Consider the following 19424-nt stretch of genomic DNA (forward strand, 5'->3'; position numbering starts at 1 on the left):
GATATTAATGCTCGTGAGCTGCGCCGGCCTTTTCAATCTCAGCCTTTATCAGATAACTGTTCACCACCACATAGTCTTCTGCAGCATGTAAACCCGACAGCACTTCGCTAAAGCGCCCATCGGTACGGCCCAACTGCACAGGGCGTGGCTCATAGCGCGTACCTTCACGTACAAATACCACTTGTTTACCATCAAGCTGCTGCAAAGCACGGTTATCAACCACCAAAGACACATTTATAATTTCGGCGTCAACCAGCGCCCTCACCCGCTCACCAGCGGCAAATCGGTTTTGCGAGTTATCCAGCACTACCCGGGCCAGCACATAAGGCTGCCCCGTTACCGGCAAAATGTGGCTGATATGACTGTCAACGCGGCCACCGCGGGCTTCTATATGCACCGGTAGCCCGGTTTTAATCTCATCTAATGAGGCAGGAAACATTTTCAGCTCTACCCACAGCACGCTGCTATCGGCCAGCGAAAACAACGATTCACCCGCAGTGTATTCGCCCTGACTGGCATATTGCTGAATGACGACACCACTGATTGGCGCCGTTAGTGGGTAGGTGCGTAAGCTGTCATTTGATTCAACCAGCGCCAGCACATCAGCTTTACTCACCTTGTCGCCCACGCTGGCTTTTATTTGCGCAATAACGCCGGGGAAACGCGCCCTAACCTGCGCCTGCCGGTTTGGCGGAATAACCAATTCGCCATAAAGCGGCAAATGTCGCTCAATAGTGCCTGGACCTGCTGAGCTAACCTCTATGCCCACCCGCTTTGCCATGTCGGCATTAATAATAGCGGCCTCCCCCAGGCCTTCGACGTGATCCGGTTCATCTGCAACAGCAGCACGTGTCTGTTTGTCTTTAGTGTTTTCATCACTGACATGGCTTTGTGCAGGGCTTGCCAGCACGTTTATAAGTAAAACAATTAAGAATGCTGAGTATTTCATTTTGAAGATCCTGAGCCGGTAGCGATAAGCTGTGTGGAAGTCGTTTTCATCATTGCAGCTGTGCCAAGTGCAACGCCGCTAAGTTGCTCTATTAATGCCTGGTTACTCAAGGCGGTACTGGCAGCATTAACCAGCTCAAGCTGAGCATCCTGTAATGCCTGGCGGGCAGACAGCCACTCGGCATAGCCATAACGGCCACGCGAATACGCCTGTTCGGTTTGCTGTAACGCTTGTTCAAGCGCAGGTAGAATATCGCGCTGCATATCTTTTACCGCCATGGCGCTGTAGCGGTGGGCTTGCCAGGCCTGGTATAAGCGCGCCCGTAAACGCAGTAACTCAGCATCTTTCTCATATTGCACAACTTTTAGCTCTGCCTGAGCGGCAGTAACTGCGCCTTGATTACGCTGATTACCAAACAGCGGCACAGACACGCCGGCAACAACGCCAAAGTCCCGGCTTTCTTGCGAGCGCATCGCCCCCACCTGCCAGCGTACATCACTGGCAGACTGGCTTTGTGTCAGTGCAAGCTGTGCATCGTTCACGCGCTGCTGTGCGGCATAAACTTCAACTGCCGGTGTGCTTAAAACCTGCTGATACAGGATTTGAAATGACGGGCTGTCAGCGAGCAAAAATAAATCGCCGCTAACCTGATTAAAATCTACCTGGCTGGCGCCCCACAAACTGGCCAGCAACTGTTTACTGCTTTGCAGCTCTACCTGCAGCAGACCTTGCTGCAACTGAGCTTGCCTGAGTGCGACCTGAGCCCTTAATTGCTCAGCTTGCGGCGCGGCTCCATGCTGCACCCGCTGCCTGACCAGGGTAAATGCCTGCTCTGCCATATTTACGGTTTGCACAGCTAAAGCAACCTTGTGCTGCAATGTCAGCACTGCAATATAACGCTGGGTCAGTTCGCCGAGTAAATCCAGACTACTGGCTTGTTGCTGCGCCAGTATTAACGCTTGATTAGCGTTGGCTACTGCCGCCCTTGCCTGACGTTTACCGCCAAGCTCGATAACCGAAGACAGTGATACGGTGACCTCAAGGCTTTTAACACCCGACATATCACCAGTGCCAAAGGCATTATCAGCCTGTAAGCCAAGCTCATAGCCGGGTTTAAGTTCAGCCAATTGCTGCTGGCCTGCTGCCGCTTTTAAACGCCAGTCAAATATTTGTAATTGTGGGTGTTGTTGTAATACCCGTTTTGCCGCTTGTTGCAGCGACAAGTCCGCGTCTGCAGCCTGGGCTGTTGCTGGCGTATGCAGTAGTACAATACCGGCAGCAAACAAGCCAAACGCCGCATAGCGCTTGCAACTTATTTTCAAGAACATAATAAAATCCTGTTAGTGATGAATTAAAACCAGAAAAAAACAGGATCAGGCGATTGGTGGGCGGTATATATTGCGTTTGGGAGAGCTTGGAATACGGTTTATATAAAACGTTGGTTTCTCGTTTTGTAAAGCAGGTAAGGCTGTTGCTGGTTTAAACAGGCCAATATGTGCGGCATGGCAATGGCTGCAATGATCGCAGCTGGTGTGCTTACCATGCTCAGCTGTCTCAACTAAGGTCATGACAAGCTGATATTGGTCTGGCTCAGACTGATAAGTATGGTGAACATCATCAGCCGCCTCAACCGAAAAAGTACCCGACATGACGCACAGCAATTGCACAACCAGCATCAATGCCATCAGCATTCTGCTTAGTGGTGTATTGGCTAGTGCATCATTACTTATCAAGGCTATTATCGCTTTATCAGTTCAATTAACGTTTTAGCTATTAGACAGAACAGGGCCGCTGTCCAACTAGCCCATTATACTAAGTTGATTATTAAAGCTGCACAAGAGCCGGGTCGGAAAAAGCCTTAGCCGGACTGAACAAAACTTCACAAATAAAACCCAGCTGTGATTATTGGTAACCAACTGTAAAAGCGTTACTTTTCTTGCTTTGCCCGCTGATAAACTGGCCGCCTGGTTCTAAGTTAGCAGTGGTTAAAGATGTCGTCTGAGGTTTTATTATCTCTTGTCGTGCCGTTTTATAATGCGGCAGACTATTTGGACCAATTGTTGATGTCGGTTGAGACACAGCTTACCGCTAAGGTACAACTGGTGTTAGTCTGTGACGGCGCAACGGATAACAGTTTGGCAGTAGCGCAACGCCATATTGCCAAATCTATATGGCCAGAATGTTATTTGCTGTTGAGTCAGCTAAACAGCGGCGTAAGTGTGGCCAGAAATCTGGGTATCGCACGCAGTACAGGCCGGTATGTTGGCTTTGTCGATGCTGACGACGTGCTGTTACCGGGTTATATCCCGCAGTTACTCAGCGTTATTACCGCACATCAGCCTGATCTTATCGAAATAGGCTTTAAACGCTTTTCAGATATTGCCCGGCTGCCAATGTCTAAACCCAGATATTTAAAACACAACGCGGGCTATCATCAGGTAAAACGCGTTGCGCCAGCGGTATTTCAGTCAAACCGCTGGTTTCCGTGGCTAAGAATATACCGCAAAAACATTGCGCCGGATTTTCGCTTCGAGCCAGGTGTCGCATATTGTGAAGATGTCATGGCAATCCCCAAACTGTATCAGCAGGCCGCTACCCTATACCATTTGCGCCAGCCGCTTTACGGCTACCGCGACCATGCCGCCAGCGCTTCCTATAACGTCACACCGGGGCAACTACAACAGCTGCAACAGTTCTATACCAGCTTGCGTCAGGCGCAGTGTTATACGGCGCTGCCAACCCAATGTCGTAACTTATTGCTGTTAAACCTGGTTTATCTTTTTTACAGTCTGCAATTAAACAATACGCTGCAAATAAGCCTGACACCTTCGCTGCAGCAGGATGTCAGGTCATTGCTGCTGCAACAGTGCTTTACTGCAGGGTTTTCCGCGCGTAAGAAGTGGCAACTGGCGCGGTATTTTTTCCGGCACCGGGCGCAACCGGCTGTGGTAGCGTAGCCCTGCCAACATCTGTCTATTTTTTATCCAGTCAGCTCTGTATCTTTATACGTATTCAGGTATAATCCGCCGACTTTTTTCAGGCTCAGCCCATTTCAAGAGACACTATGACAGTACAAACCTTTGACCCGACACAAACCACCACGCTGGATACGCCAGCCAAAAGCCTTGCTGCAGAGGCTAAAACCGGTAGTGGCAAAGGCAATACTATCGGCTTTGTCAGCCTTGGTTGTCCGAAGAACCTGGTCGACTCTGAACGTATTCTGACCCAGCTAAAAAGCGAAGGTTACAACATAGTGCCAACCTACGATGATGCTGAGCTGGTCATTGTTAATACCTGCGGTTTTATTGACAGTGCGGTACAGGAATCGCTGGAAACCATCGGTGAAGCCTTAGCGGAGAACGGTAAGGTGATTGTCACCGGCTGTTTAGGTGCGCGCGAAGATGAAATACGCGAAGTGCACCCGAACGTGCTCGGGATCACCGGCCCGCACTCTTACGAGAACGTGTTAAAGCAGGTGCATGAGTTTGTACCTAAGCCTAAGTACGACCCGTTCACTATGCTGGTGCCGGATCACGGCGTTAAATTAACGCCTAAGCACTATGCTTACTTAAAAATATCTGAAGGCTGTAATCACCGTTGTACGTTCTGCATTATTCCATCAATGCGTGGCGATTTAGTCAGCCGCCCGGTCGGTGAGGTGCTGGACGAAGCACAACGGCTTAAAAACGCCGGCGTAAAAGAGCTGTTGATTATCTCCCAGGACACCAGTGCTTATGGCGTTGATGTAAAACACCGCACCGGTTTCTGGAATGGCTCACCGGTAAAAACCTCAATGCAATCGCTGTGTGAAGCACTCGGTGATATGGGCATTTGGGTGCGTTTGCACTATGTTTACCCCTACCCGCATGTGGATGACATTATCCCACTGATGGCACAAGGCAAAGTGTTACCTTACCTGGATATTCCGTTCCAGCATGCCAGCCCGCGTATTTTAAAGCTGATGAAACGGCCAGGCCAAGCTGACCGTGTATTAGAACGCATTAAAAAATGGCGCGAAATCTGCCCTGAATTAACTATTCGCTCAACCTTTATCGTTGGCTTCCCGGGTGAAACCGAAGAAGACTTCCAGATGCTGCTGGACTGGTTACAGGAAGCCCAGCTTGACCGCGTCGGTTGCTTTAAATACAGCCCGGTCGAAGGCGCCAAAGCGAATGACCTGCCCGATCCGGTAGCAGATGAGGTAATGGAGGAGCGTTATCACCGCTTTATGCAAACCCAGCAGGCGATAAGCACTGCAAGGCTGCAGGCAAAAATTGGCAAAACCATTAAAGTGCTGATAGATGAAGTAGACGAAGAAGGCGCTATCGGCCGAAGCTTTGCTGATGCCCCGGAAATTGACGGTGCAGTGTACCTGAACGGTTTAACCAGCGTTAAACCTGGCGATATTATCGATGCGGTAATTGAAGAAGCTGACGAGTACGATTTATGGGCGTCACTCGCTGAGTAAATAACCACTCATTAAAAAGCCGCAGTAACTACTGCGGCTTTTTTAATTCCATCAATAAATCAGCTTCGTTTCCAATAACGTAAAGCACGCAAGGTCTTCAGAAAACCATCTGCAGATACTTTTTCAAGGTTTATCCAGCCATCATCTTTACTGCCCGTTAAACCTGCCGCATCTATAAGTGCCTCAGCCTCTGCTGTGTAACCGATGAATTTCATATGGGCGTGGGCATCTGTGACGAAATCTTTCGCTTCTGCCAATTTTGCCAGCGACTGAGCACCTTCTGCACTGAGTAGCAACAGCACGGCATCGTACAGCACTGACGGCCCGCCTTGGACCAGCTGATCGCCAGCTTGATGCTTGCCATCATCTGCACATACACCGCCGACTTTCGGTGCGATTATTTCATAGCTGGCGCCCTCTTTTTTCAGCGCCTCTGTTACCTGACGCAACAAGGCCGCATTGAAGTTTTCCGACACTAAAATGCCCAGTTTTCGACCGCTGAAGGTATTGGGACTATTCTTTAAAATACTCAGCGCATCAGACACCGGCAAATCCTGGCGCGGTGGCATCGCTGCCTCAGCAGCATCAGGCATAGACCTGAATCCGAGGCCATTTGCAACCTGCTCTGCCAGGGTTTTATCTATATTCAGTAAATGCGATACAAGCCGCTGCCTGATCGGCAGATTTTCTACTTTGGACAGCTCAAAGATCAGCGCATTTTGCATATGTTCCTGCTCCACAGCAGTCTGACTGATGTAGAACTGCCTGGCCTGGCTGTAATGATCAGCAAAAGTTGGCGAGCGATAGCGCAGCTTGCTGTCACCCATCGCTTGGCTTGAGCTGACAAACCCATGTGCCGGGCAAGCCCTGGGATTATGCTCACCGCCGTCCCAGGAGTTCGGTTCGTAATTTACCCGGCCTTTAGGGTTACGCATCGCCATATGACCGTCCTGCTGAAAATGCCGCACCGGGCATTTGGGCGCATTAACCGGGATATGGGTAAAGTTAGGCCCCCCGAGGCGTTTTAACTGGGTATCAAGATAAGAAAAATTGCGCCCTTGTAGTAAAGGATCCGGCGTAAAATCCAGGCCGGGAACGATATTCTGAGTACAGAACGCCACCTGTTCGGTTTCTGCAAAAAAGTTATCGACCACCCGGTCAAGCACCATCCGGCCAATGATTTTAACGGGTATCTGCTCTTCCGGAATAAGCTTGGTCGGATCAAATACGTCGAAATTAAAACGCTCGGCAAAACTCTGATCGAAAATCTGTACCCCCAGCTCCCACTCCGGATAATCCCCCCGCTCTATCGCCTGCCACAAATCACGCCGGTGAAAATCCGGATCAGCACCATTTAATTTCAGCGCTTCATTCCAGACTACTGATTGCATTCCGCCTTTGGGCTTCCAGTGAAATTTAACAAAGTGTTGCTTACCGTCGGCGTTAACAAGCTTAAAAGTATGCACACCAAAGCCCTGCATAAAACGCAGCGACCGCGGAATAGCCCGGTCAGACATTGTCCACATCACCATGTGCATCGACTCAGGCGTTAAGCTGATAAAATCCCAGAAATTGTCATGCGCAGTTTGCGCCTGAGGAAAACCGCGGTCTGGCTCTGCTTTGGCGGCATGGATTAAATCCGGGAACTTCATCGCATCCTGAATAAAGAATACCGGAATATTGTTTCCCACTAAGTCCCAATTACCCTCTTTGGTATAGAACTTTACCGCGAAACCTCTGACATCTCTGGCCAGATCTGCGGAACCTTTATTGCCAGCGACAGTAGAAAAACGGGCAAACACCGGTGTTTTCTCGCCTTTACGTTGAAACAGATCGGCGCTGGTCAACTCAGATAAAGACTCATAGGTCTCAAAATAGCCGTGGGCGCCGTAGCCCCTGGCATGCACAACCCGCTCCGGAATACGTTCATGGTCAAAATGAAACAATTTCTCCCTCAGAACATGGTCCTCCATCAGTGTCGGATCTCTTTCACCGGCTTTTAACGAATTTTGATCATCGCTTACCGGGCAGCCCTGAGCAGTGGTCATGGTAGGATACTTATCTGAAGCGGGCTGATGTAACTCGCCACCTTTACCTTTGTTGTCTGAGTAGCTGAATGAGTCGGCCATGAATAACCTCCTTAGCAATGGGAAAATACAGTGTCCGTTTTAACGAACACTGCTGGGTTAAAAGTCCGCTTCAAGGTGCAAAAAGAAGGCCAGTCAGGCGAAGTATGACTGGCAGCTGTTGTGGGGCTGCAAAGAGGTGAAGGCATCCAGATGACTGGTAAACATTTACCCGCCAAATGTAATTTTTTTACGCTAAATGTCAGCCGGGGCTGGTTGTACAACGCATAACTCGGCTAAAGCAAACAACCTGGGGTTGGTTGAAGTTGGCCATTCTCGTTGCCATAGTCGCCGCAATTGCTGGCTGAACAAATTTAAATCACCGCTGCTGCAGAATTGCTCTGTAGCGGCCCGCGTTTCGTCAGTTGACAGCTGACACTCTGCCAGCTTGCGGCTTACTTGTTCTGCTACCGCGTGTTCAGTGCGTATAACCGTGACATCCGGCCCGGCAATATCAGCGACAATATCAGCGATAAAATTATAATGTGTGCAGCCCAGTACCAGGGTATCGGCCCCTTGTATCAGCAACGGCTGAATGGCGCTTTGTATTGCTAGCCGCATTTGTGCCGTATCAAATTGCAGGGACTCAATCAGAGGTACGAACGCAGGACAAGGTTGCAGCAAGATTGTCGCGGTATCAGCATAACGCTGCGTTAAGTTGGCAAAAGCCGGTGTAAGTAAAGTACGGGGGGTGGCCAGAATACCCACCACTTTGCTTTTGCTGGCCAGCACAGCAGGTTTAACGCCAGGTTCAACTCCAATTATGGGCAAGGCGAAGTTTTCCCGCAGTTTACTTATTGCCGCGGTAGTGGCAGTGTTGCAGGCCACCACCACCGCTTTCACACCAGCGTGTATTAATTGCTGCGTAATCAGCGCCATACGCTGATAGATAAAATCGTCGGTTTTATCTCCATAGGGCGCATATGCTGTGTCGGCCACATAAATCAGATGTTCCGCCGGCATTACCTTGCGTACCGCCAGCGCCACCGACAAGCCACCAATGCCAGAGTCAAAAATACCGATAGCCCCCGGCAAATTGCCTGCCCCACCACTCATATTATTTTCCTGTTATTGGCGTTTCACCAACTGTATAAAAACGACTGCAAGCATAACCATTAATGACCAGACAGTTGCTGAACAAGGCTATTTGTATTACTAAAATCCGTGATCCGCTGCTGCACTTTACCGTCTTTTATAACCAGTAACGTTGGTATAGTACGGATATTAAAATGATTAAACAGCACACCGGCTTCGTCGATGCTAAACGGCACAGTGATGTTATATAGCAAGTTGAATTCCGCTAACGCCTGCTCATCTGTCCACAGATGGTTTACCACGCCCCGCCACTGTCTGTCAGGGAGTTGCTGTTGCAAACTGTTAAGCTGAGTTTGCGCTTGTTTACAGGCATTTGCCATTTCAGGGCGGGTATCGAGCAAGTACCAGTCACACCAGGTTGCGGTGAAAAACACCAGTTGCTCACCCTGCTGCCAGTTTTGCAATATAGTGTGTTTTTGTTCAGCAGTTAGTGCATCTGTTGCCGCGCTCTTTAGCGCCTGGCCTTTTGCCAGCATACTGATAAAACGATCCAGATTGCTGTCAGATTCGTGCGTGGTATACACCACATCATTTTTGCTGTTAATGAGTACACTATAGGGTGTTCCGGTTAAGCCAAGTGCGACACCGAGCTGGCCTTCATTGTCGAGCCAAACCGGCATGGTTAGGTTAAACCGCTTTATTACCTGAGCGATTTTATCGTTGTTTTCATTGATATTGATATTAACGGCAACGAAATTTACTTTATCGCCGTACTGCTGCTGTAATGCTTCAAAATGCGGCATTTGTTCCATACAAGGCTTACACCAGGTTGCCCACATCTTCACGTACACAGGTTTATCTGCGGATAAGCTCGCGAGAGTTACGCTATTGCCGCTACCAAATTGTTGCAAAGTGATCTGTCTGAAATCATCAGCCAACACTGCCGATGAAACAAACAGCATCGTTATTACCCCTGCCAACCACAAGCTCAATCGCATAGAAACACCCAGTTAATTATCGGTTATGTCGTTATTGTACCGCGCAATCTATGTGAGGAAAGACACAAAAACCATAAAAAGAGGTAGGACATAAAGCTTATCTGTGCAGCTAAGTGCCCAGCGCCAAACGCTGCCAGCCTGCAGTGGTACAGTGTTAGCACACCTGTCTCGCGGCCAAAACACGGTAGATTGTGCAAACAATTCGCTACAGAGACAAAAAATTCATCTGCCGCTGCTATTTTTTTTCGGGCAAATTGATTTTAAATCCTGTATATTATCGCACTATTTTCAAACCCCCAGCTTATAGAGATGACTATGGCAGCAGATTTATCGTTATACAGAAACATTGGTATCTTCGCTCACGTTGATGCCGGTAAAACAACTACAACCGAACGTATTCTTAAACTGACCGGTAAAATCCATAAGTTAGGTGAAGTTCACGAAGGTGAATCAACAACTGACTTCATGGAACAGGAAGCAGAGCGTGGTATTACTATCCAGTCAGCTGCTGTAAGCTGTTTCTGGAAAGGTCACCGTTTCAACGTAATCGATACACCGGGCCACGTTGACTTCACTGTTGAAGTATACCGTTCACTGAAAGTTCTGGACGGCGGTATCGGCGTATTCTGTGGCTCTGGCGGTGTGGAACCTCAGTCAGAAACTAACTGGCGCTATGCTAACGACGCAGAAGTATCACGTCTGATCTTCGTTAACAAACTGGACCGTATCGGTGCAGACTTTATCCGCGTTACTGAGCAGGTGAAAAAAGTTCTGGGTGCAAACCCATTGATCATGACACTACCTATCGGCCGTGAAGACACGTTCAAAGGTGTTGTTGACCTGTTAAGCAAGCAAGCTTACGTGTGGGATGATTCTGGCCAGCCAGAAAACTACACTGTAACTGATATTCCAGCTGACATGGCTGATGACGTTGAAATGTACCGTCAACAACTGATCGAAACTGCTGTTGAGCAGGATGATGACCTGTTAATGGCGTACATGGAAGGTGAAGAGCCTTCAATCGAAGATATCAAGCGTTGTATCCGTAAAGGTTGCCGCGACCTGGCCTTCTTCCCTACTTACTGTGGTTCTGCCTTCAAAAACAAAGGTATGCAATTACTGTTAGACGCTGTTGTTGATTACCTGCCGTCACCAACTGAAGTTATTCCTCAGCCTCTGACTGACGAAGAAGGTAACGAAACCGGCGAATCAGCTATTGTTTCTCCAGATGAGCCGTTCCGCGCCTTAGCGTTCAAAATCATGGATGACCGTTTCGGCGCCCTGACGTTCGTACGTATCTACTCAGGTGTGCTGAACAAGGGTGATACCATCCTGAACTCTTACACCGGTAAAACTGAACGTGTTGGCCGTATGGTTGAAATGCACGCGAACGACCGTACTGACCTGACTACTGCTCAGGCCGGTGACATCATCGCTATCGTCGGTATGAAGAACAACACCCAGACTGGTCACACGCTGTGTGATCCTAAGCACCCATGTACTCTGGAACCAATGGTATTCCCAGAGCCGGTAATCTCTATCTCTGTAACACCAAAAGATAAAGGTTCAGTGGAAAAAATGGGTATCGCTATCGGTAAGATGGTTGCTGAAGATCCAACGTTCCGCGTTGAAACTGATATCGACTCAGGCGAAACCATTCTGAAAGGTATGGGTGAATTACACCTGGATATCAAAGTCGACATCCTGAAACGTACTTACGGCGTTGAGCTGATTGTAGGTCAACCTCAGGTTGCTTACCGCGAAACCATTACCCGTGAAATCGAAGACAGCTACACGCACAAGAAGCAGTCTGGTGGTTCTGGTCAGTACGGTAAAATCGACTACCGCATTCGTCCGGGCGAGCCAAACTCAGGCTTCAAGTTCGTGTCTACCGTTGTTGGTGGTAGCGTTCCAAAAGAATTCTTCCCGGCGATCGAGAAAGGCTTCGAGTCTATGATGTCTACTGGTCCTCTGGCTGGCTTCCCGGTACTGGACGTTGAAGTTGAACTGTTCGACGGTGGTTTCCATGCCGTTGACTCATCAGCTATCGCGTTCGAAATCGCCGCTAAAGGTGCGTTCCGTCAATCTATGCCAAAAGCTGGCGCGCAGATGCTGGAACCAATCATGAAAGTTGACGTGTTCACCCCAGAAGACCACGTTGGTGATGTTATCGGTGACTTAAATCGTCGTCGCGGCATGATCTCTGGTCAGGAAGCTGGCGTAACAGGCGTACGTATCAAAGCAGACGTACCACTGTCAGAAATGTTCGGTTACATCTCTACCCTGCGTACTATGACGTCAGGCCGTGGTCAGTTCTCTATGGAGTTCTCTCACTACGCGCCGTGCCCTACTAACGTAGCGGACGCTGTAATCGCGAAAGAGAAAGAAAAGAAAGCCGCAGCTGCTAAAAACTAAGCTGTAGCTGTTGATAAAAGCCCCGCTGGTTCACTCCGCGGGGCTTTTTTATATCTGCGTAACCATCATTCTCATAGCCGTTATTCAAGCTCATCCCGCATATTAATTCCATTTAGCCAGCAGTAGCCTAACCAGGCCGCCGCTAATAAATACGGCATACCACCCGGTACCCACATTAACAGTCCCGCAAGTTGCTGATCGGCCAGCTCATGGGTCGGGTAGTACAGCAAGCTGCTTGCAAAGGTCAGAATAGCGCCGAGAAAGCCAGTATTCACCAGCGTAAACAGTAATGCCAGCAATGCCCATGGCCTGCTGCGTTCATTACAATGCAGTACAGCCCACCATAACAGTGCAGCAGTAAGCAAAAAGCAGCTGTGTTCAACCAGATGCCACCAGGGATTTTCCAGTGCCAGCACATAAAACGTCGGAATATGCCAGAACCAGATAACCAACACATGCAGGTAAGCCAGCCGCATTGGGAAACGGACCATTTTAAGCAGCGGCTGCCAGTAACGTTTGCCTCTGCTGCGCCAAAGTGCAGCAAACTGTGGCAACGGCATGCAAATGGCCCACATGGGTGCTATTACCACGATAAACAGCATGTGTTGTACCATGTGTGCACTGGCGCTGACTTCTGCTTTTATATTAAGCGGCCCCAATACAGCATAAACCGTTAGCAGACAGGCACTGTGAAACATCAGCGCCTGCATAGGTGCAGGACGACGCCTTACACTGCCCCACAGATAGCACAACCAGAGCACCGCCAGTAGAGACGCCGCCAGCAGCTCAGCAACGAGGGTTTGCCCGCTAAGCGATAAAATGCTGTCAGCCCGCAACTCCATACTAACGCCTGCCAAAATCAGAGTTAGTGCGCCGGCGCACACCCATATCATACGCAAGGGCTTAGCACCAACACCGGCAAAGCGCCGGCCAGTGTTGCCAGCGCCGCTAACAAATGCAATGCTAACCCGACACGGACAGTAAAGCGTTGCATGTGACTAAGGTTTTGGGCATGCCGGCTATACCGCCAGCTTCGTAGGGCTAAAACTGTAAACAGCAACATTATCAGCAGTGTAAATAGCAGCAAAGTTGGTGTTATCAGGTTAAACACTGTTTCAGTAACAGGCGGGAAAAACCCGCAGCCTACTGACAAAGCGGCATACATCACCACAAACCATAAACTCCAGATTGCTAACCCCAGTACAAACTGCACCGGATGATCCGGCCTGAAGAAGCGTTTTATCCCCTGCTCTGCAGCCTGCCCGGTCATGTTGCAGACCATCCGAGCGGCAACAAAAAGAATAAGGCCGTGCTCAGCCAGTAAACGGCCAGATAGTATAGCCAGAGCGGTTTGATGACTTGTGGCTCATAGGGTGCCGAGCGCCCGACGTAGCCAAGCCTGACTCTGATAGCTTGCAACAGTGTAAGTAGCACCGCCAGACAAGCGTGCCCCAGCAGGTACAGCAGCACCACAGTGATAACAGCATCATGCGCGCTGCCGGTGTACTGCAACGGCGTAACGACAAACACGCCGCCAAGCAGCGCGATATGAGTGATACCTGTTGCGGCGCAGTAGCAAAGCCGGCGTAGTAAAGCGGTATCATCCCCGTTCGCCAACTGCCGGCAAACACGGTTAAACTGCCAGGCTGTAACAGTCAGTATCACGCCCCCAGCAACAAGTGCTGACACCGGCACAGGCCCCTGTTGTACCGACGACCACAGCGGCGCCGCAGTCCAAAGATAAAACCAGCCAAATAACAAAGACATATAAAGTACAGCATTTGCCAGCAAACTGACGATCATGCCGATACGCCCGGGGCCGTCAGTTGTCTGGTAGTCAAAACGCAGCTCTGTATTTTGCGTTATCACCGGCTTGTCACTGAGTAAACGGGCACCATTTTGCCAGCTCCAGCAAAGCAGTAAACCGACAGCAATAACTGCTGCCAGTGCCGCCAGCCCATATTGACGGCACAACAGACTGATGCAAACCACTGCCAACACCAGAGCGCAGCGCAGCGGCCACCACGAATTGCCTGGCAGACACAGTATTTTTGCCAGTCTGGCATTCAGCGGCGTGGTTCCCCAGTTTTCTCGAAGCCCTGAATAGCTGTGGCTGAACTCAGCTGCTGCCGCTGCAGCTTCGGCTACATCGGCCTGCTGCCATAATGGCTGGCGGCTATTTACTGTGGGCAGGCTGGCAAAATTATACTGTGGTGGCGGCAATGGCATGGCCCATTCCAACGTATCGGCTTGCCAGGGGTTAGCGGCAGAGTGTTTGCCAAATCGAAAATGCAGTAATAAATCCAGTAAGGTTATCGCAACGCCGGTAGCCATAATGAAGCCACCTATCGACGATATAAAGTTTAGCCAGTCCCAGCCTAGCCCTGCTTCATAAGTGTAAATACGCCGCGGCATGCCCAGCAAACCGGTCAGATGCATCAGCAAAAACGTCAGATTAAAACCAATGAAAGTCAGCCAGAATCCCCAGCGACCAATGCTGTCTGACGGCATACGGCCGGACACCAGCGGCAGCCAGTAGTACAGGCCCGCCATCAACGGAAAAAACATGCCACCAACCAGCACATAGTGCATATGGGCCACCACAAAGTGAGTATCATGCACTTGCCAGTTAAAAGGTACTAACGCCAGCATCACGCCTGTCAACCCGCCACAGACAAACACGACTAAAAAGCCGCATAACCAGAGCATCGGCAGGCGAAACACTACGTTACCCCGCCACAACGTCGCCAGCCAGGCGAATACCTGAATGGCGGTTGGCACTGCAACCAGCATACTGGCAACCGAAAAGAATGCCTGTGCCAGCTGTGGGATCCCCACTGTAAACATATGGTGTACCCATAAACCAAAGCTGATAAAACCGGTTAGAATTACGCCGATAACAATCCAGCGATATCCGACAATAGGACGGCCAGAGAATACCGGGATCAGCGTAGAGACAATGCCCGCTGCCGGCAAAAAGATGATGTAGACCTCAGGATGGCCAAACAGCCAGAATAAATGTTGCCACAGCAAAGGATCACCGCCCCCCGCCACCGCGAAAAAGGGCATACCGGCAGCGCGTTCCAGCTCAAGCAGAATACTGGCCAGGATCAGAGGCGGAAAACCAAACACTATCATCATTGCCATCACCAGAATATACCAACAAAAAAGTGGCATCCGGCTTAGTGTCATGCCTCTGGCACGACTGCTTAGTATTGATACCGTAAGCTCGACACCTGCCGCCAGTGCTGAAATTTCGACAAAGGTAATGCCAAGCAACCAGAAATCTGAGCCGGGTCCGGGTGAAAATTCACTGCTGCTAAGCGGCGTATACATAAACCAGCCTGACGCCGGCGCTATACCCAATACCAGGCTGAATAAAATGATCAGCCCGCCAAATAGGTAACAAAAATAGCCAAAAGCACTCAAACGCGGAAATAACAAATCGCGGCTGCCAATCATTTTAGGGATCAGGTAGATAGCGATACCCTCCAGCACGGGTATCGCAAACAAAAACATCATTACACTGCCATGCATGCTAAACAGCTGGGCATACACCTCGGCACTGACAATAGTTTGCTCAGCCAACGCCAGCTGGGTTCTGATCAGCATGGCCAGCACGCCACCAATCAGGAAAAACAGCATACCAGTGACAATAAACCGCAATCCTATGGTACCGTGATTCACTGCGGCCAGGCTGCGCCAGCCGGGTAAATTAGCCCAGATCTGAGTCAGGTGTTGCTGATGCGCCGGTGCACTGTTGTGGTGTTCAGTCATCTGCCCGCCGCTCCTCCCGCTGCTGCGCATTGAGCCACTGCAAAAACGCCTCTTTGTCGTAAGCCTTAACAGTAAACTGCATATGTGCATGCCCCAATCCGCAATACTCCGCACACTGGCCGCGATATACGCCGGCTTCTGACGCTTCAAGCTTTAACAGATTGGTGCGCCCCGGCAACATGTCCAGTTTTACACCCAGCCGGGGAACCCAGAATGAGTGAATGACATCGGCGCTGCGCAAATTCAGGTAAACGGCTGTTGCAACCGGAATGTGTAGCTCGTTGGTCATCTCTATGGCGTAGCCGCGATACTTAACCTGCCAGTACCACTGATGGCCGGTGACATCAATTTGCAACGCATTACTGTCTGCAAAGGCTGCCATACGCTGGCCGGCAGGTATACCAAAAGCCAGCAATACCGTTATACATGCCAGCGGTAATGCTAAAGCGCCCCGCCACAACCAGCTATAAGATTCTGATAATGCGTCGTTTTCTCGTGGGCGGCGTTTTATCGCATATAACCACAGCGCCACAACGCCCAGCAATACAAGTGTTGCTACTGCAAGCATCCCCCACCATAGCAACGCGACGTCTGCCGCCGCTGGACCTTTCGGGTCAAGAGTAGAAAATGGACCAGAGCAGCCGCTGAGTCCCAGCAAAACCACGCCGCAGCCAACAGCTGCTAAACTAGGGCGTAAATGCAGTGCCTTATCTTTCTTTGAATAGTTCCGGAGCCCGCTATGTCGATGCAGCCTATCACCAGTCAGATCATTGTTTTTGGCCATCCGCTGCACCCGGGGCTGATACATTTTCCCGTCGCAGCATTGGTTGGGCTTATCGCCACCGACGTCGCTTTTTTGTACAGCGACGATCCGTTCTGGGCCAGAGCCAGCCTGTGGCTTGCTGGCGTGGGTGCGATAGGTGGATGGGTCGCAGGATTGGCGGGCTTGTTCGATTTGCTGTTGGTAAGCCAGATCCGCCGGCTGATCACTGCCTGGTGTCATGCCATCCTGGCAGTCATGCTGTTGTCGCTGGCTACCCTTAACTGGCTGCAAAGGCTGCCTGATCCCGCCTTGGCTGTATTGCCACAAGGCATTTATTTGTCGGTGCTCAGTGGCCTGCTTATCACTGTTACCGGCTATCTCGGAGGCAGGCTGGTGTACGAGTATGCGGTTGGCGTCAATATCGACGACATGCTGCAACAAGATGCTAAATCGTGAAGCTCGTGCAGTAAACGTCAGAGAAACCATAGCAGTTGCTCCTCTGATGGTTTAAACAACACTAATGCAATGATGCTGCACTCCAAGCTTAGGATGGTGCAAAGCAGTAGCCGGCACTTAACCACAACTCCTGTGGCATGCTCGCGTTTACTATACAAAATCAGTAAACCGCCCAGTACATGGCATACAACCAACACCGTCACCAGCGTCAGCTTTACCAAAAGCCAGGCATCAATCTGCCGGCTGACAATAAAGATAACGGTACCTGAACCTATTGCTAATAAGGCCACGGGGCTCGCAAGGTGCGTGAACCATAAACGGGCAATATCAGTACCATCCGGGCCACAGCTTGCCAGTTCACTTACAGAGCGCGGAATAAGTACAGGAAGGATCAACAGTGCAGCCGACCAGGTTATCAAAGCGCACAGGTGCAGAAATAATAACCAGATCATCTGCACCCATCATTTGTTGCGGGTAAGACAGACATAATCATAAGCAAATTGTTAACTAAGTAATTTATTAAAAAACAAAGTTAACAGTAGCAGACTATTACAGATCTGCAGGATGGAATGGCGTTATTTACACAGATCTGCACCGACATCAGTACGATGCAGAAATTTAGGTAACATCAGGCTTTACGCGATCAGGGTTCTATTAATACCGGATATTTCAGATAGGCCTGATCATAGTAAGGCATTTTCTGATAAAACCAGTTATAGCGCTCCCGCGCGTTGTTGCGCAGCTTTTCATCCTGTGCCAGTGCCTGTTCAAACTGCACTTTAAGCTCGGGCTGCTGTGCCACCATACGCTGTATTAGCGGCTCTATAGCATAGGGTTCAAAATACTCGGTGCGCTCAAACATGCCAGGGAAGAAGCCCCAGCTGAAAAAGGAGTCTGGTGCAGTTGGCTCCAGTAACGCCACAGCCAAACGGCCCAGAGCCTGATCGGTGCTGACTTTTACCCAGCCCGGCGTCAGCGTGCGACTGATGCTCTGTTTAGTAAACCGGGCATCCTGCAGCATAAAATGTCCCTCAAACGGCTTTTCGGCAAAACGATGGCTCGCAACACTTAACTGCTGCAGCGAGACTTTTACCGGCTTATCCAGCGTTGTCATTTCAATACCATGCAACTTTAGCCGCCCGATAACGGTGTGTTGCTCTGGCGGTAACCAGTAGGCGGTGGGCACAGCGATTTCCTTATCTGCTACCTTGTCCCAGTACACCGGCAGCTTTTCGTACAATTTGGGCTCACCAGTCCAGTAAACATAGCTGTCGCCGCTGATGTCGGATGCCTTAAGCTGAAATGCCATACCTTTAAAGTCGGTAAACTCCGGCTGTTCACTGGCTTTATAGCTTAGCACCATGCGTTTAGGTCTGGCCTGCATATCGGCCTGACGCGCCAGTATCAGCGCCTTGCCCTGCTCGTTAAGCAGTTTCAGGCTTTGCTCCAGCAAAACATAAGTACCCAGCACACGCTGGCGGTATGGTTTTAAGCTATGGTTCTCGACCAGCACCGTCGGTAAATGCCGCACATCGCCATAACCATTGGAGTAGCGCGGGCTGGCGGTCCAGCCACTAATCCCCTTACTGAAATCTTTACTGTCCACACCAAACACCAGCGGGCCTGGTATATGGCCGGCTTGTTCCAGAGCCCTGTTTACTGCCGGGCGATATAATTTTGCCAGCCAACTGGCTGCATTGGGGCTGACTGCAGCGAAAGGCTCATTAAAACCGTAGGTAATGTCATATTGATAATCCTCGCCATCTGTTACATGCACATCAATGTAAAGATCAGGCTGATATTTGTTCAGTACCCCCAGTAAAGCCTGCATCTCCGGTGCATCAGCTTTGCTGTAATCGCGGTTCAGATTAAGGTTCTGTGCTGTTGCGCGCCAGCCCTGCATTAGCGGGCCGCGCTGGTTCATCCGGTTAGTGGCAGAGCGTCTTTCATGACCATCGGCTGAAAATACCGGAATAAACAGTAAATCGGCATTGGCCAACAGCCTGGCTTTGTCGCCATGAGCGATATCACGCAGCAGCATAAGGCCAGCGTCTTTGCCGTCAATTTCACCGCTGTGAATACCGGCCTGTACCAGCAGTAAGGGGCGTTGTGGGTTCTGTGCAATTTTATGCAATGCCGCACTGGCTTTGACCAAATAAAGTGGCCGCCCCTGCGCGCTGCTGCCGAATTGCTCCATTTCCAGTAAATCAGAACTGTCTACGAGCCGGCGCAGATAGCTAATGGTGCTGTTGTAATCCGGGCTTTCTGTTAATCCGCTAAGCTCTGCCGGGCTAATCCAGGGGTGAGTTTTAGCCTTAATCAAGGCCTCGCTGCTGCCCTGCCAGGCCGGTAAAGGTGGCAGCCAGTCTTCAGTCTGGGCAGCGTTTAGTGTCAGACACAGGCTACAGGTCAGTACCGAAATCAGATGCATTTTCAT

The 19424-nt window shown here is 50.2% G+C and carries 16 protein-coding genes; 4 read left to right on the top strand and 12 right to left on the bottom strand.

Going from position 1 to position 19424, the window contains the following annotated elements; genetic code table 11:
* Positions 1 to 4 precede the first annotated feature (4 nt).
* The 3 genes from LHL18_RS02210 to LHL18_RS02220 are packed head-to-tail and all read right to left on the bottom strand — an operon-like array spanning position 5 to position 2634.
* Positions 5 to 949, bottom strand: a complete 945-nt coding sequence (locus tag LHL18_RS02210; RefSeq protein ID WP_226765585.1) for an efflux RND transporter periplasmic adaptor subunit — start codon at positions 947 to 949, stop codon at positions 5 to 7.
* Positions 946 to 2277: a TolC family protein gene (locus LHL18_RS02215; protein WP_226765586.1), complete on the bottom strand. Its 1332-nt coding sequence runs from the start codon at positions 2275 to 2277 to the stop codon at positions 946 to 948. Before LHL18_RS02215 ends, LHL18_RS02210 begins: the two co-directional genes overlap by 4 nt.
* Positions 2278 to 2322: 45 nt before the next feature.
* Positions 2323 to 2634 carry a hypothetical protein gene (locus LHL18_RS02220; RefSeq protein ID WP_226765587.1) on the bottom strand — a complete coding sequence of 104 codons (312 nt, stop codon included), beginning with the start codon at positions 2632 to 2634 and terminating at the stop codon, positions 2323 to 2325.
* 306 nt (positions 2635 to 2940) lie between these two features.
* On the opposite strand from LHL18_RS02220, the gene LHL18_RS02225 reads away from it, so the two are divergent.
* Entirely contained in the window at positions 2941 to 3906 is a 966-nt protein-coding gene (locus tag LHL18_RS02225) for a glycosyltransferase family 2 protein (RefSeq protein WP_226765588.1), read from the top strand.
* 107 nt (positions 3907 to 4013) lie between these two features.
* Positions 4014 to 5417 carry a 30S ribosomal protein S12 methylthiotransferase RimO gene (gene rimO / locus LHL18_RS02230; RefSeq protein WP_226765589.1) on the top strand — a complete coding sequence of 468 codons (1404 nt, stop codon included), beginning with the start codon at positions 4014 to 4016 and terminating at the stop codon, positions 5415 to 5417.
* A gap of 59 nt (positions 5418 to 5476) precedes the next feature.
* On the opposite strand, the gene LHL18_RS02235 is transcribed toward rimO, so the two are convergent.
* The 3 genes from LHL18_RS02235 to LHL18_RS02245 form a co-directional block, all read right to left on the bottom strand.
* Entirely contained in the window at positions 5477 to 7546 is a 2070-nt protein-coding gene (locus tag LHL18_RS02235) for a catalase (RefSeq protein ID WP_226765590.1), read from the bottom strand.
* Positions 7547 to 7738: 192 nt separating this feature from the next.
* Positions 7739 to 8599 (bottom strand): glutamate racemase, encoded by an 861-nt coding sequence (gene murI, locus LHL18_RS02240; RefSeq protein ID WP_226765591.1) that lies wholly within the window; start codon positions 8597 to 8599, stop codon positions 7739 to 7741.
* 59 nt (positions 8600 to 8658) lie between these two features.
* Complete coding sequence (locus tag LHL18_RS02245; protein WP_226765592.1) at positions 8659 to 9576, bottom strand: TlpA family protein disulfide reductase; 918 nt, start codon at positions 9574 to 9576, stop codon at positions 8659 to 8661.
* 309 nt (positions 9577 to 9885) lie between these two features.
* Here LHL18_RS02245 and fusA point away from each other — a divergent pair, with 309 nt between their 5' ends.
* The gene (fusA, locus tag LHL18_RS02250) at positions 9886 to 11991 is read left to right on the top strand and encodes an elongation factor G (RefSeq protein WP_397472591.1); all 2106 of its coding nucleotides are present in this window, start codon (positions 9886 to 9888) and stop codon (positions 11989 to 11991) included.
* 80 nt (positions 11992 to 12071) lie between these two features.
* Here fusA and LHL18_RS02255 read toward each other — a convergent pair whose 3' ends face one another.
* Genes LHL18_RS02255 through coxB form a run of 4 tightly spaced genes read right to left on the bottom strand, consistent with a single transcriptional unit; the run spans position 12072 to position 16426 of the window.
* A complete protein-coding gene (locus LHL18_RS02255; RefSeq protein WP_226765593.1) occupies positions 12072 to 12833 on the bottom strand; it encodes a cytochrome c oxidase assembly protein in 762 nt (253 codons plus the stop codon).
* Positions 12834 to 12880: 47 nt separating this feature from the next.
* Positions 12881 to 13261: a hypothetical protein gene (locus LHL18_RS02260; protein ID WP_226765594.1), complete on the bottom strand. Its 381-nt coding sequence runs from the start codon at positions 13259 to 13261 to the stop codon at positions 12881 to 12883.
* Positions 13258 to 15768, bottom strand: a complete 2511-nt coding sequence (ctaD, locus tag LHL18_RS02265) for a cytochrome c oxidase subunit I (RefSeq protein ID WP_226765595.1) — start codon at positions 15766 to 15768, stop codon at positions 13258 to 13260. The genes LHL18_RS02260 and ctaD overlap by 4 nt, the downstream gene beginning before the upstream one ends.
* Positions 15761 to 16426 (bottom strand): cytochrome c oxidase subunit II, encoded by a 666-nt coding sequence (gene coxB, locus LHL18_RS02270; protein WP_226765596.1) that lies wholly within the window; start codon positions 16424 to 16426, stop codon positions 15761 to 15763. Before coxB ends, ctaD begins: the two co-directional genes overlap by 8 nt.
* A gap of 81 nt (positions 16427 to 16507) precedes the next feature.
* Here coxB and LHL18_RS02275 point away from each other — a divergent pair, with 81 nt between their 5' ends.
* A complete protein-coding gene (locus LHL18_RS02275) occupies positions 16508 to 16987 on the top strand; it encodes a DUF2231 domain-containing protein (RefSeq protein ID WP_226765597.1) in 480 nt (159 codons plus the stop codon).
* Between the two features lie 17 nt (positions 16988 to 17004).
* Here the strand turns inward: LHL18_RS02275 and LHL18_RS02280 are convergent, their stop codons facing one another.
* Both LHL18_RS02280 and LHL18_RS02285 read right to left on the bottom strand, forming a co-directional pair.
* Positions 17005 to 17439: a hypothetical protein gene (locus LHL18_RS02280; RefSeq protein ID WP_226765598.1), complete on the bottom strand. Its 435-nt coding sequence runs from the start codon at positions 17437 to 17439 to the stop codon at positions 17005 to 17007.
* A gap of 191 nt (positions 17440 to 17630) precedes the next feature.
* Positions 17631 to 19424, bottom strand: a complete 1794-nt coding sequence (locus tag LHL18_RS02285) for a M14 family metallopeptidase (protein ID WP_226765599.1) — start codon at positions 19422 to 19424, stop codon at positions 17631 to 17633.

Origin of the sequence: Rheinheimera aquimaris, assembly GCF_020531985.1 — a bacterium.
GTDB lineage: Bacteria > Pseudomonadota > Gammaproteobacteria > Enterobacterales > Alteromonadaceae > Alishewanella > Alishewanella aquimaris.

Coding starts and splice junctions, on each gene's coding strand:
- LHL18_RS02210 (WP_226765585.1), bottom strand. CDS start 949: ATGAAATACTCAGCATTCTTAATTGTTTTACTTATAAACGTGCTGGCA.
- LHL18_RS02215 (WP_226765586.1), bottom strand. CDS start 2,277: ATGTTCTTGAAAATAAGTTGCAAGCGCTATGCGGCGTTTGGCTTGTTT.
- LHL18_RS02220 (WP_226765587.1), bottom strand. CDS start 2,634: ATGGCATTGATGCTGGTTGTGCAATTGCTGTGCGTCATGTCGGGTACT.
- LHL18_RS02225 (WP_226765588.1), top strand. CDS start 2,941: ATGTCGTCTGAGGTTTTATTATCTCTTGTCGTGCCGTTTTATAATGCG.
- rimO (WP_226765589.1), top strand. CDS start 4,014: ATGACAGTACAAACCTTTGACCCGACACAAACCACCACGCTGGATACG.
- LHL18_RS02235 (WP_226765590.1), bottom strand. CDS start 7,546: ATGGCCGACTCATTCAGCTACTCAGACAACAAAGGTAAAGGTGGCGAG.
- murI (WP_226765591.1), bottom strand. CDS start 8,599: ATGAGTGGTGGGGCAGGCAATTTGCCGGGGGCTATCGGTATTTTTGAC.
- LHL18_RS02245 (WP_226765592.1), bottom strand. CDS start 9,576: ATGCGATTGAGCTTGTGGTTGGCAGGGGTAATAACGATGCTGTTTGTT.
- fusA (WP_397472591.1), top strand. CDS start 9,886: ATGACTATGGCAGCAGATTTATCGTTATACAGAAACATTGGTATCTTC.
- LHL18_RS02255 (WP_226765593.1), bottom strand. CDS start 12,833: ATGGAGTTGCGGGCTGACAGCATTTTATCGCTTAGCGGGCAAACCCTC.
- LHL18_RS02260 (WP_226765594.1), bottom strand. CDS start 13,261: ATGACCGGGCAGGCTGCAGAGCAGGGGATAAAACGCTTCTTCAGGCCG.
- ctaD (WP_226765595.1), bottom strand. CDS start 15,768: ATGACTGAACACCACAACAGTGCACCGGCGCATCAGCAACACCTGACT.
- LHL18_RS02275 (WP_226765597.1), top strand. CDS start 16,508: ATGTCGATGCAGCCTATCACCAGTCAGATCATTGTTTTTGGCCATCCG.
- LHL18_RS02280 (WP_226765598.1), bottom strand. CDS start 17,439: ATGATCTGGTTATTATTTCTGCACCTGTGCGCTTTGATAACCTGGTCG.
- LHL18_RS02285 (WP_226765599.1), bottom strand. CDS start 19,424: ATGAAAATGCATCTGATTTCGGTACTGACCTGTAGCCTGTGTCTGACA.